14 protein-coding genes are annotated in these 15,932 nt (G+C 71.8%); 11 read left to right on the top strand and 3 right to left on the bottom strand.

What is annotated here, in order from left to right:
* The first annotated feature begins 33 nt into the window (after window positions 1-33).
* From SANBI_RS10820 to SANBI_RS10790, 7 genes are all read left to right on the top strand, one after another.
* Window positions 34-1,071 (top strand): copper transporter, encoded by a 1,038-nt coding sequence (locus SANBI_RS10820; protein ID WP_319154909.1) that lies wholly within the window; start codon window positions 34-36, stop codon window positions 1,069-1,071.
* Complete coding sequence (locus tag SANBI_RS10815; RefSeq protein WP_319154907.1) at window positions 1,068-2,066, top strand: hypothetical protein; 999 nt, start codon at window positions 1,068-1,070, stop codon at window positions 2,064-2,066. Before SANBI_RS10820 ends, SANBI_RS10815 begins: the two co-directional genes overlap by 4 nt.
* On the top strand, window positions 2,063-4,999 hold the full coding sequence (locus SANBI_RS10810) for a lipid II flippase MurJ (RefSeq protein ID WP_319154905.1): 2,937 nt from the start codon (window positions 2,063-2,065) through the stop codon (window positions 4,997-4,999). Before SANBI_RS10815 ends, SANBI_RS10810 begins: the two co-directional genes overlap by 4 nt.
* A 39-nt stretch (window positions 5,000-5,038) precedes the next feature.
* Window positions 5,039-6,715, top strand: a complete 1,677-nt coding sequence (locus SANBI_RS10805; protein ID WP_056133821.1) for a CTP synthase — start codon at window positions 5,039-5,041, stop codon at window positions 6,713-6,715.
* Window position 6,716: 1 nt separating this feature from the next.
* On the top strand, window positions 6,717-7,373 hold the full coding sequence (locus SANBI_RS10800) for an NUDIX hydrolase (protein ID WP_319154902.1): 657 nt from the start codon (window positions 6,717-6,719) through the stop codon (window positions 7,371-7,373).
* Between the two features lie 38 nt (window positions 7,374-7,411).
* Window positions 7,412-7,840, top strand: a complete 429-nt coding sequence (locus SANBI_RS10795) for a ribosomal maturation YjgA family protein (RefSeq protein ID WP_319154900.1) — start codon at window positions 7,412-7,414, stop codon at window positions 7,838-7,840.
* A 189-nt stretch (window positions 7,841-8,029) separates the two neighbouring features.
* Window positions 8,030-8,944: a D-hexose-6-phosphate mutarotase gene (locus SANBI_RS10790; protein WP_319154898.1), complete on the top strand. Its 915-nt coding sequence runs from the start codon at window positions 8,030-8,032 to the stop codon at window positions 8,942-8,944.
* Between the two features lie 102 nt (window positions 8,945-9,046).
* On the opposite strand, the gene SANBI_RS10785 is transcribed toward SANBI_RS10790, so the two are convergent.
* The 3 genes from SANBI_RS10785 to SANBI_RS10775 all read right to left on the bottom strand — a co-directional run bounded on the left by SANBI_RS10785 (window position 9,047) and on the right by SANBI_RS10775 (window position 11,784).
* Window positions 9,047-9,988, bottom strand: a complete 942-nt coding sequence (locus SANBI_RS10785) for a COX15/CtaA family protein (RefSeq protein WP_319154896.1) — start codon at window positions 9,986-9,988, stop codon at window positions 9,047-9,049.
* Window positions 9,989-10,072: 84 nt separating this feature from the next.
* Window positions 10,073-10,873: an ABC transporter permease gene (locus SANBI_RS10780; RefSeq protein ID WP_319154894.1), complete on the bottom strand. Its 801-nt coding sequence runs from the start codon at window positions 10,871-10,873 to the stop codon at window positions 10,073-10,075.
* Window positions 10,870-11,784, bottom strand: coding sequence for an ABC transporter ATP-binding protein (locus SANBI_RS10775; protein ID WP_179913095.1), 915 nt, complete (start codon window positions 11,782-11,784; stop codon window positions 10,870-10,872). The genes SANBI_RS10780 and SANBI_RS10775 overlap by 4 nt, the downstream gene beginning before the upstream one ends.
* A gap of 246 nt (window positions 11,785-12,030) precedes the next feature.
* On the opposite strand from SANBI_RS10775, the gene SANBI_RS10770 reads away from it, so the two are divergent.
* From SANBI_RS10770 to SANBI_RS10755, 4 genes are read left to right on the top strand one after another with little or no spacing between them, the layout of a single operon-like run.
* Entirely contained in the window at window positions 12,031-12,882 is an 852-nt protein-coding gene (locus tag SANBI_RS10770) for a helix-turn-helix transcriptional regulator (RefSeq protein WP_319154892.1), read from the top strand.
* Window positions 12,879-14,327 carry a Fe-S cluster assembly protein SufB gene (gene sufB, locus SANBI_RS10765; RefSeq protein ID WP_012867183.1) on the top strand — a complete coding sequence of 483 codons (1,449 nt, stop codon included), beginning with the start codon at window positions 12,879-12,881 and terminating at the stop codon, window positions 14,325-14,327. Before SANBI_RS10770 ends, sufB begins: the two co-directional genes overlap by 4 nt.
* Window positions 14,327-15,583, top strand: a complete 1,257-nt coding sequence (gene sufD / locus SANBI_RS10760; RefSeq protein ID WP_319154889.1) for a Fe-S cluster assembly protein SufD — start codon at window positions 14,327-14,329, stop codon at window positions 15,581-15,583. The genes sufB and sufD overlap by 1 nt, the downstream gene beginning before the upstream one ends.
* Window positions 15,580-15,921, top strand: a complete 342-nt coding sequence (locus SANBI_RS10755; RefSeq protein ID WP_056133796.1) for a non-heme iron oxygenase ferredoxin subunit — start codon at window positions 15,580-15,582, stop codon at window positions 15,919-15,921. Before sufD ends, SANBI_RS10755 begins: the two co-directional genes overlap by 4 nt.
* Window positions 15,922-15,932: the final 11 nt, after the last annotated feature.

Below are 15,932 nucleotides of genomic sequence, written 5' to 3'. Positions count from 1 at the left end.
CGGCCCTCTCAGCTGACAGAAAGTTCCAGTGACGTGATCGACTTCAGGTACCACATCGTCTCGCTCATCTCGGTCTTCCTTGCCCTGGCGGTCGGCATCATCCTCGGCGCCGGGCCGCTCAAGGAGTCCATCGGAGACACCCTGACCGGGCAGGTCGACGTGCTGCGCTCCGAGAAGGACGCGCTGCGCACCGAGCTCGACCAGACCCAGGCGACGCTCACGAGCACCGACGCCTTCGTCGCCGGGGCTGCCCCGGCGCTCCTCGACGGCGTGCTGCCCGGATGGCGCATCGGCGTGATCCAGCTCGGCCCCGTCGACGACGAGGTCCAGGCAGCGCTCGACCAGCAGGTCCAGGCCGCCGGAGCGACAGTCACCGCGACCACCCGGCTCAAGGAGACGTGGACCGCAGCCGACCAGGCCGACTTCCGTCAGTCCTACGCCACGAGCCTGACGGAGTACCTCCCGGACTCCGCCGCAGACGAAGGTTTCGACCTCGTGCTCGCGCGTGCCCTCGTCCTGTCGATGTCCTCGGCCGACCCGTCCAACCCCGACGCCTTCTCCTCCGACGCCGGGCTGGTCCGCGAGATCCTCGTCCAGGGTGACCTGGTCGAGCTCCCGTCAGACCCGACGGCCCCTGTCGACGCGATCGTCATCGTCGGCACCGCCGATCCGGCCGCAGACTCTGCGGAGGCCGACGCCGTCGCCGACCGCGACGCCGTCAGCACCATCCAGCTCAAGCTCGTCACCGCAGCCCAGTCCGGCTCGCAGGGGACCGTCGTCGTCGGCGGCACACAGCTCGAGGGCGACCTCGTCTCGACGATCCGCGCCGACGGTGACCTCGCCGCCTCGACCAGCACGGTGACCGACGTCGAGTCGGTGACCGGGCAGGTCAACGTGCCGCTCGCCCTGGCTGCGCGTCTCGCCGGGCAGGTCGGCCAGTTCGGTGCCGGCACCGGGGCGACGGCCGCGATCCCGCCGGCGGTGACGCTCGAGCCCGTCACCCGACAAGCAGCCGTCGAGCCGCCCGCGCCTGAGGGAGACCCGGCTGCTGGGGAGGGCGACGCAGGGTGAGCGCAGCGCGATGGGTCCGCGGGGCGCTCGTCGCGGCGGCCACGACCACGGTCGTCCGCTCTCTGGCCGCTCGCACCCCTCCCGGTGGCGCTGAGCGCTGGACCAGGACCAACCACCAGGGTGCCCCGGTGAGCCTGCTCGAGGGGCCGGCGGTCGCCGCCGGTCTCGCTGTCGGTGCTCTCCTCTCGGCGGGCTCGGCACGCTCGGCCCTGAGCCACACGACCGCGACGGTCGGGGCGCTGGCCTTCGGCCTCGTCGACGACCTCGCCGAAGACACCAGCACCCGCTCCAAAGGTCTGCGCGGGCACCTCGCCGCAGCCCGGCACGGGACGCTGACGACCGGCGGGCTCAAGGTGCTCGGCATCGGTGCGACAGGTCTGGTCGCGGCTGCGCTCGCCCCGTCACCGGCAGGTCGCAGCCTCGGGCGTGCGGGTGCCGACGTCGTCGTGGACGGGGCCCTCGTCGCGGCGGCCGCGAACTTCGCGAACCTGCTCGACCTGCGCCCAGGCCGGGCCCTCAAGGCCGGGGCGACCGCAGCCCTGCTGCTCTCGGGCGGCTCGGCCTCCGGTGCTGCCGGTGCTGTGCTCGGCTCGGCCGCTGCTGGCGCTCGGGCGGACCTCGCCGGCACCGACATGCTCGGTGACTCTGGCGCGAACGCCCTCGGTGCGCTGCTCGGCTCCACGGTCGTCCAGTCGACGGGCCGCCCTGTGCGGCTCGGTGTCCTCGCCGCCCTCGTCGCCCTGACCGTCGCGAGCGAGCGCGTGAGCTTCTCGCAGGTCATCGCCCGCACGCCGTGGCTCGACGCCGTCGACCGCTGGGGTCGGCCTGCCGCCGGACCGGCAGCGTCCGGAACGGCTGACGACGCTGCGAGCGTCGACGCCGCGGAAGCAGACGGCGCACAGACCAGCCGCCCGGTCGGCAGCGGCTCGCGAGACGCCCAGGATGCCCGGCACCTCCCGGGCTCCGTCAGCACGGACGACAGCGCAGACCGGTGAGGTCTCGGCTGGCGGCTGCGAGCCAGACGCTCGCCGGTGCCGCCGTGATGATCACGGCCATCACCATCCTCAGCCGGATGCTCGGCTTCGGACGGTGGATCGTCCAGGCGAGCGAGCTCGGGACCGGGGGAGTGGCGAGCTCCTACGCGACCGCCAACGTGCTCCCCAACGTGCTCTTCGAGGTCGCTGCCGGTGGTGCGCTCGCCGGAGCCGTGGTCCCGCTCCTCGCAGGCCCGCTGCTGCGCAAGGCCCGCGTCGAGGTCGACACGATCGCCTCCGCCCTCCTCACCTGGGCCGTCGTGACCCTCGTCCCGCTGGGAGTGCTGCTCGCCGTCTTCGCCCGGCCCGTGGTCGGGCTGCTGCCCGACGTCGGGACCGGTGACCAGGCCGACGTGGCCACCTACTTCCTCAGGGTCTTCGCGGTCCAGGTCCCGCTCTACGGCATCGGGGTCGTCCTGGCCGGGGTGCTCCAGGCGAACCGCAGGTTCTTCTGGCCCGCCGCCGCACCGATGTTCTCCAGCATCGTCGTGATCATCGCCTATCTCGTCTTCGGCAGGCTCGCCGACGGGCAGCAGGGCGACCCTGGGGCGCTCTCGGCCGCTGCGCTCGGCTGGTTGGCCTGGGGCACCACGCTGGGTGTCGCGGCGATGAGCCTGCCGCTCCTCCTCCCGACGCTGCGCAGCGGCGTCAGGCTCCGGCCGACGCTGCGCTTCCCGGCCGGTGTCGGCTCCCGTGCCAGGCGCCTCGCGACGGCCGGCATCGGCGCGCTCGTCGCCCAGCAGGTCTCCGTGCTCGTGGTCATGTACGCGGCGCTGAGCTCGGGCGGGCAGCACGCCTTCAACGTCTACCAGTACTCCCAGGCCGTCTACGTGCTCCCGTACGCCGTGCTCGCTGTCCCGCTGGCCACGAGCGCCTTCCCGCGGCTCGCCGCGCGCGCCGACGCCGGGGACCGCGCGGGCTTCGCCCGGCTCAGCGCTGTCGCGACCCGTGGGGTGGTCGCCGTGAGCGCCGTCGGCGCTGCGGTGCTCGTGAGCGTCTCGGCGGCCGTCGAGGCCTTCTTCGAGGCCTTCACCCCCGGTGGCGCCGACGGCATGGCGATCGCGATCGCCTGGTCGGCGCCGGGACTGGTCGGCTTCGCGCTGCTGTTCCACCTCTCACGCACCCTGTACTCGATCGACGGTGGTCGATCGGCTGTCCTCGGAGCTGCTGCAGGCTGGGGTGTCGTGGCTGTCGTCGCGGCGGTCCTGCCCGCGGTGCTGACCCGCGGTGGCCAGGACCAGACGCTCACCCTCGCCGCCCTCGGAGCCGCCGGCTCCGCAGGGATGCTGGTGGCCGGGACGGTCTTGCTCGTCGCGGTCCGGCGACGTGCTGGCGCTGCGTCTGTCTCCGGGCTCGGACGGACGGTGCTCGTCGCCGTCCTCGCCGGGGCTGTGGCCGCGTGGGCAGGGCACGCGGTCGCCGGGCTGCTGCTCCCGACCGACGCGTCGGTGGTGGCCGCCCTCGGTGCAGGGGTCGTCGCGGGCGTGGTGGCCCTGACCATCACGGCCGGGGCCCTGGTCGTCGCCGACCGCTCCGTCCTCGGGCTGCTCCGGGCACGCCGCGCGGCGGCGGGCTCAGGGGCTCCAGAGACCGTGGTCACCCCAGGAGCCACGCTCGCCCCGGTCGCCGTCACCTCTCCGTTGACACCCCTCGCCGTGGCGGCCTCTGGCGCAGGCGCGGGTGTGCTGCACGTCCGCGGTGACGTGCCCGACGAAGAGCAGTCAGACTTGTCCGCGCAGACCCTCGGCGGAGATCCCGGTGATACCCCGACGTCGACGGTGCGGGTCTTGCAGGTGCTCGGGTCGAGCGCCGGGGGAGTCGCCCGTCACGTCGGGCAGCTGGCCGGGGCGCTCGCCGCCCCCACGAGCCCCTACCCGTCAGCCGTCGTCGTGGCTGGGCCCGCGTCGGTCCAGGACCTCGCAGCGGCGGACCCGCAGGTGAGGTTCGTCCCGGTCGAGATCACCGACCGCCCCCGGCCGCTCGCCGACCTCGCGGCGGTCCGGTCGTTGCGTGGTCTCGCGGTCCACGCCGACGCTGTGCACGCGCACGGCCTGCGCGCAGGTGCGCTGGCGGTCCTCGCCGCCAGGTCGGTGCTGCGCCGGCACAGGCCGACCGTCGTCGTCACGCTCCACAACCTGCCCGTCGGCGGTCGTGCGATCCGCACGGTGTCCACGGTGCTCGAGCTGGTGGTCGCCCGGGGGGCCGACACCGTCCTCGGTGTCAGCACAGACCTCGTCGACCGTGCACGGACGCGTGGGGCGCGCTCGGCAGCCCGCGCCCTCGTGCCCTCGCCGGGCGGAGCCGACGGCCCCACCGGCGTCGCGGTCGACCGGGAGGCTGTCCGCGCGAGTCTCGGAGTCGGGCCCGAGGAGCTGCTCGTCCTGACCGTCGGGCGCCTCGCCGTCCAGAAGGGTCTTCCCACCCTCCTGGACGCGGCGTCGGCGCTGCGGGCCTCCGCCCCCGGCCTCCAGGTCCGGTGGGCCGTCGCCGGCGGCGGACCGCTGCACGACGAGCTCGCGCAGCGGATCACGTCCGACGACCTCCCGGTCGACCTCCTCGGACCTCGTGGTGACGTCGCAGAGCTCCTGGTGGCCGCTGACGTCGTCGTCAGCGCCGCGGTCTGGGAGGGGCAGCCGCTCAACCTCCAGGAGGCGCTCCGGGCAGGGGCGGCGATCGTCGCGACCGACGCCGGCGGGACCCGTGAGGTCACGGGCGACGCCGCGGTGCTCGTCCCGGTGGGGGACGCGACGGCGATGGCGTTCGCGGTCTCCGGCCTCCTGCTCGACCCTGCGGCCCTCGAGGAGCGTCGTCGCCGGTCACGTGCGCAGGCGCTGACGCTGCCGAGCATCGGTGATGCTGTGACGCACCTCGCCACCTTCTACCCCCGTCTGTGACCTCCCCGCCCGTCCCGTCGACTGATAGAGTGGAACCCCGTGGCAGACCATGTGAACAGGCTCCAGTCCAGCAACCGAGTCCGGTCGGAATCGACGACACGGCACATCTTCGTGACCGGGGGTGTCGCCTCCTCCCTGGGTAAGGGATTGACCGCGTCGAGCCTCGGTCGACTGCTCCGGGCCCGCGGGCTCCGAGTCACCATGCAGAAGCTCGATCCCTATCTCAACGTGGATCCGGGCACCATGAACCCGTTCCAGCACGGCGAGGTCTTCGTCACCGAGGACGGCGCCGAGACCGACCTCGACATCGGTCACTACGAGCGGTTCCTCGACGTCGACCTCGAGGCGGCTGCGAACGTCACGACGGGTCAGGTCTACTCGCAGGTGATCGCCAAGGAGCGACGCGGCGAGTACCTCGGCGACACCGTCCAGGTGATCCCGCACATCACCGACGAGATCAAGAGCCGCATGCGGGCGCAGGCGAGCAACGACGTCGACGTGATCATCACCGAGATCGGCGGCACCGTCGGCGACATCGAGTCCCAGCCCTTCCTCGAGGCAGCCCGTCAGGTGCGCCACGAGCTCGGCCGTGACGACGTGTTCTTCCTCCACGTCTCCCTCGTGCCGTACATCGGCCCGAGCGGAGAGCTCAAGACGAAGCCGACGCAGCACTCGGTCGCGGCCCTGCGCAGCATCGGCATCCAGCCCGACGCGATCGTGCTCCGCTCGGACCGCGAGGTCCCCGAGGGCACCAAGCGCAAGATCGCGCTGTTCTGCGACGTCGACAACGAGGCCGTCATCAACTGCATGGACGCGCCGAGCATCTACGACATCCCGCGCGTCATCCACTCCGAGGGCCTCGACGCCTACGTCGTGCGCCGTCTCGGCCTGCCCTTCCACGACGTGGACTGGGACGGCTGGTCGCAGCTCCTCGAGCGTGTGCACGAGCCTGCGCACCGCGTCGAGATCGCGCTCGTCGGCAAGTACATCGACCTGCCCGACGCGTACCTCTCGGTGACCGAGGCGCTGCGTGCCGGTGGCTTTGCCAACGACACCAAGGTGGTCATCCGCTGGGTGCCCTCCGACGAGTGCCAGACCCCGGAGGGCGCCCAGACGTCCCTCGAGGGCGTCGACGCCGTCCTCGTGCCTGGCGGCTTCGGGGTGCGCGGCATCGAGGGCAAGCTCGGTGCGCTGCGCTGGGCCCGTGAGGGCGGTGTGCCGACCCTCGGCATCTGCCTCGGCCTGCAGTCGATGGTCATGGAGTACGCCCGCAACGTCGTCGGTCTCGAGGGCGCCTCGTCCTCGGAGTTCGACCCGCAGACCCCGCACCCGGTGATCGCGACGATGGCTGAGCAGCAGAGCTTCGTCGACGGCGCAGGCGACCTCGGCGGCACCATGCGCCTGGGTGCCTACGACGCGGCCCTCGCCCCGGGGTCGGTCGCGGCCGGCGTCTACGGCACGGAGCTCGTCTCCGAGCGTCACCGTCACCGCTACGAGGTCAACAACGCCTACCGTGCACAGCTCGAAGAGGCCGGACTCGTGTTCTCGGGCACGTCGCCCGACGGGACGCTCGTCGAGTTCGTCGAGCTGGCCAAGGACGTGCACCCGTTCTACATCTCGACCCAGGCGCACCCCGAGTTCAAGTCCCGCCCGACCCGTGCGCACCCGCTGTTCGCCGGTCTGGTCCGGGCTGCCCTCGACCGTCAGGGCGTCTGACATGAGCGACGGCACCCAGGTGTCCGGCAGCCCGGTGGCTGTCGTCGACGTGCTCGCACCCCGGCAGGTCCTCGGTCACGAGGTCCTCGTCGAGGGACGCATCTTCGACCTCGTCCGTGACGAGGTCGACCTCGACCACACGGTCGTGCACCGCGAGTACGTGGACCACCCGGGCGCTGTCGCCGTGATCGTCCTCGACGAGGACGACCGCGTGCTGCTGCTCAAGCAGTACCGCCACCCCGTGCGCCGTGAGCTGTGGGAGCCCCCGGCGGGCCTGCTCGACGTCGCCGGCGAGCCCGCCCAGGTCGGCGCGGCCCGCGAGCTCGCCGAAGAGGCTGACCTCGTGGCCCGCACCTGGCACACGCTCGTGGACTACTACACGACCCCCGGCGGCAACAACGAGGCGCTGCGCGTGTTCCTCGCCCGGGACCTCTCACCGGTCCCGGACGACCAGCGGCACGTCCGCGAGGACGAAGAGCGGGACATCGAGCTCCGGTGGGTCTCCCTCGACGACGCCGCAGCGGCTGTGCTGCGCGGCGACGTGCACAACCCGTCGGCCGTGGTCGGCGTGCTCGCGGCTGTCACGTCGCGCGCGGGTGGCTGGACCAGCCTGCGTCCGGCGGACGCTCCCTGGCCCGAGCGTCGTCAGCAGGCCTGACCCGTGCCCTCGGTGCCTCTCGTGGCAGTCGAGCTCTCGTGAAGGGTGCTGGGCGCCGTCTGTCGGCCGTCGTCGCAGTCCCGCTCGTCGTCGCGGCCGGTCTCGGAGTGCGCTCTGTGGGGCCTGGTGCTGCCGCGTCGGCTGCGGGTGACGTCCTCTACGCCGTGCTGGTCTACGCGCTCGTCGTCGCCCTCGCCCCTCGGTGGCGTCCTGCGGTCGCAGCCGCGACGGCCCTCGCCGTGTGCTGGCTGGTCGAGGCCGCGCAGCTCACCAGCATCCCCGCTGCCCTCGCCGACGTGTGGTGGCCCGTGCGGTACGTGCTCGGCACCTCTTTTGTCTGGACAGACCTGCTGCTCTACGCCGTGGGTGTCCTGCTCGCCTCGGGTGTCGACCTGGCCGTCTCGAGGTACAGGCACGCACGGACGGCCGCGGAGGTCGACGGCCTTCCTCGCGGTGATCGGGCGTAGGGACGTTTCCTGCCGCGTGTCCTCCGCGGGCTGCGCCCCTGACCCTGCGGGCCCCCGCGCCCTCGCGAGCGCCCCCTGGGCACGTCGACGTGCTCCCGCCCGTCGGTCCTGTCTGGTCTGTCACCTGCGGCGATAGGGTGAAGGACGCCCCGAGGTGCGCCTCGGCCCCGACAGCCCCAGGAGACAGACATGACCGTAGACGGCCCCGCACCCACGCCGCCCCTGACTCTTCCCTCGACCGTGACGGCGAGCAGGACGGACAGCGGTCTCGACGTCCTGTCGGTCACCAACGCCCACGGCTCGGCCGAGGTCTACCTGCAGGGCGCCCACGTGACGGGGTGGACGCCGACGGGCGAAGACCCTGTCCTGTGGCTGAGCTCGGCGAGCAGCTTCGCGCCTGGCGTGCCGATCCGCGGCGGGATCCCGCTCTGCTTCCCGTGGTTCGGCCCGCGGGCCGGCGACCCCGAGGCGCCGTCGCACGGCTACGCCAGACTCGTCCCGTGGACTCTCACAGGTGCGTCGGACGACGACGAGGGCACAGTCCTGACCTTCCGTCTCGCCGTGCCAGCCGACCGCGCGGTCGCTGACTTCGAGGGCCTGCAGGCGGACTACGAGGTCCGCGTCGGCAGCTCGTTGACCGTCGTCCTCACGGTCGCCTGCACGGGGGACGCCCCGGTGACCTTCGAAGAGGCCCAGCACACCTATCTGCAGGTCCGCGACGTCGAGTCGACGACGGTCTCCGGGCTCGAGGACGCCGGCTACCACGACAAGGCTGCGGCGTCCCCTGCTGATGCGCGCCGTCCAGCGGCCGGTGTCCCGCTCGTCCCGAGCGGGCAGGTCGACAGGGTCTACCTCGGGACCACGACGCCCGTGAGCGTCGACGACGGCGAGCGGACCCTCGTCGTGACCAAGACCGGTTCGGCGTCGACGGTCGTCTGGTCCCCGGGAGCCGAGGTCGCCGGCAGGGTGGCCGACATCGCGGCGGGGGAGTGGCGGCAGATGGTCTGCGTGGAGACCTGCAACGTCGGCGACGCTGCCCTGACCCTCGCGCCCGGTGAGTCGCACTCCCTGGGGTCGACGTACACGGTCAGCCGCGACGCCTGAGGTCGGCAGCGCGCACCCGGCCGCTCTCGGACGGCCGCACCCGCAGCTCGACCGGGTGCGGCCCCCGCGGGCTCAGGACTTCGTCGGACCCCGCCGTAGGTGTCAGGCCCGGCGGCGCAGTGCGAGCGGCACGCGGGCGGCACCTGCGGTGAGCATCGCCGCGCCGATCATGTGCGCGGCGACGAGGACCTCGGGAAGCCCCGTGAAGTACTGGACGTACCCGATGAGGCCCTGCGCGAGCGTGACGACCAGCAGCAGCACGACAGCCTGACGCGCGCGGTCGACGCGGGGGCTGGTGCGGTAGACCATCACCAGCAGCGTGACGAGCAGTGCCGTGAACACCCAGACCGAGGCCGAGTGGAACTGGGTGATGTGCGCAGGGTCGACGGCGAAGCGGTAGCCGACCTCGGAGTCGCCCGAGTGCGGTCCGGCGCCGGTGACCACCACACCGAGCACCAGCACCGGGACGAGCGCGACCATGAGCACCCACGAGACGATGCGGGTCCGGGCCGAGACCAGCGGCTCCGGCGCTCCGTCGCCTTCTCGGCTCCGGTCGAGCAGCACGGCCGAGGCGGCGATGAGGACCATCGAGATGAGCAGGTGGCTGCCGACCACGGCAGGGTGGAGGTCGACCAGCACCGTGATGCCACCGAGGACCGCCTGGAAGACGACCCCGAAGAGCGGGACGAGACCCAGGACCCTGTACGACGTCGACCTGTCGCGGGCGCTCCAGACGAGCACGGCCACGACGATCGCGATGACCCCGAGCACGCCCGTGAGCGTCCTGTTGCCGAACTCGATGAAGGGGTGCAGCGACGTGGCCTCGTGGAAGGACGGCGTGAACTCGCCAGGCTCGCACAGCGGCCAGGTGGAGCAGCCCAGCCCGGACCCTGTGAGCCGCACGGCTCCACCGGTCCCGACGATGACGATCTGGGCGACGAGGTTGGCGACGAGGGCCGGGGTCGTGAACCGACGGGCCGAGTCGAGCCAGCGCCCGACGGTCCCGGGGGTGGTGGGGGCGTCCTGCGGGGTCTGGGTGGTCACCAGTCAAAGGTAGCGGTGGCGGGCCCCTGCACCAGAATCCCGGGCGTCCTCACGTGTGTGAGATCGGCCCGGGCCGGAGGCCGCTCAGCTCCAGCGGAAGAGCTTCCCCGCTCCCCAGCCGAGCGCCGCGGTCCAGCCGAAGAGCACGACGATCGAGAAGGCAGGGATCGAGCCGTCGAGGAAGGCCCCGCGCACGGCTTCGCCGAGGGCCCCTGACGGGAGGAGGAGCGCCACATGGCGCAGCGCGCCGGGGAGCTGGTCGGCCGAGGTGAGGACAGCCCCGAGGACGACGAGCAGCACGAGGACGATGTTCGCGACCGCGAGCACCCCCTCGGCACGCAGCGTCCCGGCGAGCAGCAGCGCGAGCGAGGTGAAGGCCGCCGTCCCGAGCAGCACGGCGACGAGCGCGAGCGGGATGCCGGCGGGGTCAGGACGCCAGCCCAGCACCACCGCGACCACGCTGATCACGGCGATCTGGACGGCCTCGACAGCGAGGACGCCGACGATCTTCGAGGTGAGGAGGCCGCCGCGCCCGAGCGGGGTGGTGGCCATGAGGCGCAGCACGCCGTTGCGGCGGTCGAAGGCCGTCGCGATGGACTGCGAGGTGAAGGCGGCGCTCATCACGGCGAGGGCGATGACACCAGACGTCATGAAGTCGATGCGCGACGCGTCGCCGGTGTCGATCTCGACGATCGAGGTCTGGGTGAGGCCGATCAGCGCCATGACGGGCAGCAGGATCGTCACCATGAGCTGTTCGCCGTTGCGCAGGATCGCGCGGGCCTCGAAGGTCGACTGGGCGACGAGACGGCGGCCGACCGACGCCGCTCCGGCGGTGCTCGGCGCGGGGACGGGGCGCGCGGCCGCATCCTGGGGTGTCGTGCTCATCGCAGGCTCCGTCCGGTGAGGTCGAGGAACACGTCTTCGAGCGTCCGGCGCCCTGTCGAGACGCGGGTGAGCAGGTGAGACCTGTCGGCGCACCAACGGGTCAGGGAGACGAGGGTCGCGGGGGTGACCGCGCCGGAGACCGCGTAGCTGCCGGGTGCTGTCTCGCGCACGCCGGCCCCGAGGGCGCTCGCGAGCGAGAGCGTCTCGAGCCCGGCCGTCGTGGCGAAGGTGAGACCGCCGCCGGACCCGGTGACGAGCTCGGCAGGGGCGCCCTCGGCGATCACCTGCCCGTGGTCCACGATCACGACACGGTCGGCGAGCTCTTCGGCCTCGTCCATGAGGTGCGTGGTGAGGACGATGCTCACGCCCTGGTCACGCAGCGCGCGGACGAGCTCCCAGACGGCGTGCCGGCTCTGCGGGTCCATGCCGGCGCTCGGCTCGTCGAGGAACACGAGCTCGGGTCGGCCGACGAGCGCAGCCGCGAGGGCCAGCCGCTGGCGCTGACCGCCCGAGAGGCGTCGCACGGTGGTCGTGGCGAAGCTGGCCAGCCCGAGGCGTTCGACGAGGTCGTCGACGTCCCAGGGCTCGGCGTACATCGCGGAGACGTGCCGGAGCATCTCGAGGGCACGGACCGAGGTCGGCAGACCGCCGTCCTGGAGCATGACGCCCACCCTGGGCCGGAGCTCGTGGCTGTCGGCGACAGGGTCGAGGCCGAGGACGCGCACGGTGCCCGCGTCGGGCAGGCGCAGCCCTTCGCAGCACTCGATCGTCGTCGTCTTGCCGGCGCCGTTGGGACCGAGCACGGCGGTCACCTGGCCGTGGTGGGCGGTGAGGTCGAGGCTGCGGACGATCTCTCGGCCGTCGTACCTCTTGACGAGGCCGGTGATCTCGACTGCGGGGTTGGAGGGCACGATCGATGAGTCTAGTGGGCGTCGGTGGCAGCGACCGGCGTCGGCCTGCGGTGCCGGTGTGCTCGCCGTCACGGCTGCATCGGCCCAGGTGAGGCTCTCCTTGCTTGCGGGAATGCATTTAGCCCATAAGTATGTTGTCTAAAGTGCGCGAGCCGACGCGCCCCTGCTCGACACCCGTCGCAGGAACCACGACCAGTCGTCACGACAGGCCGACCCAGCACCGACGAGAGCACGAGGAGGACGAGCATGACCATCACGCCCCGCGCGCCGCACGCCACGTCCGCCCGGCTCCCCGCGCCCCGTCCCGCCGAAGGGGTCGACCACGAGTCGACCACCCGGGCCCGGGTGCTCCAGCACGTCTTGTCCGACGGGCCGGTGACTGCCGCAGCCCTCGCCCGGATGCTCGACCTCAGCGCGGCCGGCATCCGCCGCCACCTGGGCTGTCTCGAGGACGACGGCCTGGTCGCGGTCCACGTCGGTCGTCCGACGGGTGGGCGTGGACGCCCCGCCCGTTCCTACGTCGCGACCGACCGCGCCCACGCCGAGATCTCGGGGGAGTACCCCGACATCGCGAGCCAGGCTCTGCGGTTCCTCGCAGAGATCGCCGGTGACGGCGCTGTCGAGGAGTTCGCCCAGGCCCGGATGCTCGAGCTCGAGGAGCGCTACTCCGCTGTCGTGACGGCCGACGACGTCGACGGCCGGGTCCGCCAGCTCGCGGACGCGCTCTCGGCCGACGGCTTCGCAGCGTCGGTCCGCCCCGTCGAGGGCACCTCGACGGTCCAGCTCTGTCAGGGGCACTGCCCTGTCGCGCACGTCGCGGCCCAGTTCCCCCAGCTGTGCGACGCCGAGGCGCAGGTCTTCTCGCGCCTCCTGGGCTCGCACACCCAGCGCCTCGTGACCCTTGCCAACGGCGGTCACGTCTGCACGACCAACGTGCCCGTGCACGTGCCGATGCCGCGGACGAGATCCGCCCGGCCCGGGGTCCCCGAACCACCGGGCCCCGTGGGCACCGACGCTGCTGGCCCAGCCGGCTCCGAAGACTTCTCCGACACCCCCGAACCCACCGTGATCCGACGGCCCATGGAAGGAACAAGATGAGCGCCCCCACGCAAGACACCGCGAACGCTCCGCAGACGCAGAGCGACGAGGAGATCATCGCCTCGATCGGGTCGTACGGCTACGGCTGGCACGACTCCGACGCCGCTGGCGCACTCGCCCGCCGCGGCGTGGACGAAGACGTCGTCCGCAACATCTCCGCTCTGAAGAACGAGCCCGAGTGGATGCTCAAGCTCCGTCTCAAGTCGCTCAAGCTCTTCGAGAAGAAGCCCATGCCGAACTGGGGCTCTGACCTCTCGGGCATCGACTTCGACAACATCAAGTACTTCGTCCGCTCGACCGAGAAGCAGGCCACCAGCTGGGAAGACCTGCCGGCCGACATCAAGGCGACGTACGACAAGCTCGGCATCCCCGAGGCTGAGAAGCAGCGCCTCGTCTCCGGCGTCGCGGCCCAGTACGAGTCCGAGGTCGTCTACCACCAGATCCGCGAGGACCTGGAGGAGCAGGGTGTCATCTTCCTCGACACCGACACCGGTCTGCGTGAGCACCCGGAGATCTTCGAGCAGTACTTCGGCTCGGTCATCCCCGCGGGCGACAACAAGTTCGCCGCGCTCAACACCGCGGTCTGGTCCGGCGGCTCCTTCGTCTACGTCCCCCCGGGCGTGCACGTCGAGATCCCGCTCCAGGCGTACTTCCGCATCAACACCGAGAACATGGGTCAGTTCGAGCGGACGCTGATCATCGCCGACGAGGGCTCCTACGTGCACTACGTCGAGGGCTGCACGGCGCCGATCTACAAGTCGGACTCGCTGCACTCGGCCGTGGTCGAGATCATCGTCAAGAAGAACGCCCGCGTGCGTTACACGACCATCCAGAACTGGTCGAACAACGTGTACAACCTCGTGACCAAGCGCGCCACGGCCGCCGAGGGCGCGACCATGGAGTGGGTCGACGGCAACATCGGCTCCAAGGTGACCATGAAGTACCCGGCCATCTACCTCATGGGCGAGCACGCCCGTGGCGAGACGCTTTCCATCGCCTTCGCGGGTGAGGGCCAGCACCAGGACGCCGGCGCCAAGATGGTGCACGCCGCCCCCCACACCTCCTCCTCGATCGTCTCGAAGTCTGTCGCCCGCGGTGGCGGCCGGACCTCGTACCGCGGTCTGGTCCAGGTCCTCGAGGGTGCCGAGCACTCGGCCTCGACGGTCCTGTGCGACGCGCTGCTCGTCGACCAGATCTCCCGCTCCGACACCTACCCCTACGTCGACGTCCGCGAGGACGACGTCTCGATGGGTCACGAGGCCACGGTCTCGCGGGTGAGCGAGGACCAGCTGTTCTACCTCATGTCCCGAGGCATGGCCGAGACCGAGGCCATGGCGATGATCGTGCGCGGGTTCGTCGAGCCCATCGCGCGCGAGCTCCCCATGGAGTACGCCCTCGAGCTCAACCGCCTCATCGAGCTGCAGATGGAAGGGTCCGTCGGCTGATGACCACCCAGACAGAGTCCACCACCCCCGACGCCACGGACGCCGGCCTGAGCACGGACCACAGCCGTGCCGCCGTCGAGGGCGCGCACACGCACGGGGTCGGCGGCACACCGCAGGGCTCGCGCGCCGAGCGCGTGACGTCCTTCGACCCCGAGGTCATCACGGTCCCGACGGGCCGCGAGGAGGAGTGGCGCTTCTCGCCGATCTCCCGTCTCGCGCCCCTGTTCGAGACCGGCCTGAGCTCGCGCGGCGTCCGCACGACCGTCGTCGAGGCCCCCGAGGTCGAGGTGCAGATCGTCCCGCGTGACGACGAGCGTCTTGGCCGTGCCGGGGTCCCGGGCGACCGCACCGCGGTCACCGCCTGGGCCTCGGTCGAGGAGGCCACGGTCGTGTCGATCCCGGCACAGGCCGTCGTCTCCGAGGTCACCTCGATCCGCGTCGAGGGCATCGACGACACCCCGAGCGCGAGCCACCTGCTCGTGCACGCCGGAGCGCTCAGCGAGTCCGTGGTCGTCCTCGACCACATCGGCCGCGCGACGCTGACCGAGACCGTCGAGGTCGTCGTCGACGACGGCGCGCACCTCACGCTCGTGAGCGTCCAGGACTGGTCCGAGGGCGCGGTCCACGCGTCGTCGCACCGCATCCGTCTGGGCCGCGACGCCAAGGTCAAGCACATCGTCGTGACCTTCGGCGGCGACGTCGTCAGGGTCACCCCCGACGCCGAGTTCACGGCCGAGGGCGGCGAGGTCGAGATGGTCGGCCTGTACTTCGCCGACGCCGACCAGCACCAGGAGCACCGCCTGTTCGTGGACCACGCGGTCCCGAGCTGCAAGTCGCGGGTCACCTACAAGGGTGCGCTCCAGGGCGCCGGTGCCCACACGGTGTGGGTGGGCGACGTGCTCATCCGTGCCGAGGCCGAGGGCACCGACACCTACGAGCTCAACCGCAACCTCGTGCTCTCCGACGGCGCGCGCGCCGACTCGGTCCCCAACCTCGAGATCGAGACAGGTCTCATCGAGGGTGCCGGCCACGCGAGCGCCACGGGCCGCTTCGACGACGAGCAGCTGTTCTACCTGCAGGCTCGCGGCATCCCCGAGGCCGACGCGCGTCGTCTCGTGGTGCGCGGCTTCTTCGCCGAGCTCATCCAGGCGATCGGTGTCGAGTCGGTCGAGCAGCGTCTGCTCGACTCGATCGAGGCCGAGCTGTCGAAGTCGATGAGCGTGATCGAGGGCGGACAGCCGACGGTGGGCGCATGAGCGCCCAGCTCGCCTGCCTGAGCCAGGACGTGCCCCCCGAGTCGGCCCTCAAGGTCGAGCTCGAGGGGGCGTCCGGCACCGTCGACGTCGCGATCGTCCGCGACTCTGACGGAGAGCTCCACGCCATCTCGGACATCTGCTCCCACGGAGCGGTGTCGCTGTCCGACGGCGAGGTCGAGGGCTGCCTCATCGAGTGCTGGCTCCACGGGTCGACCTTCGACCTGCGGACCGGCGCTCCGACCGCGCTGCCCGCCACCCGCCCCGTGCCCGTGTACCCCGTGACGATCGACGGCGAGCGCGTGCTCGTCGACGTCGACGCACCCCTGACCTTTTCCTAGGAGAACCCGAA

This window comes from Sanguibacter biliveldensis (genome assembly GCF_033798665.1).
Lineage (GTDB): Bacteria > Actinomycetota > Actinomycetes > Actinomycetales > Cellulomonadaceae > Sanguibacter > Sanguibacter inulinus.
Note: the sequence above shows the minus strand (reverse complement) of the source record. Positions and strands in the feature narration are given on the sequence as shown.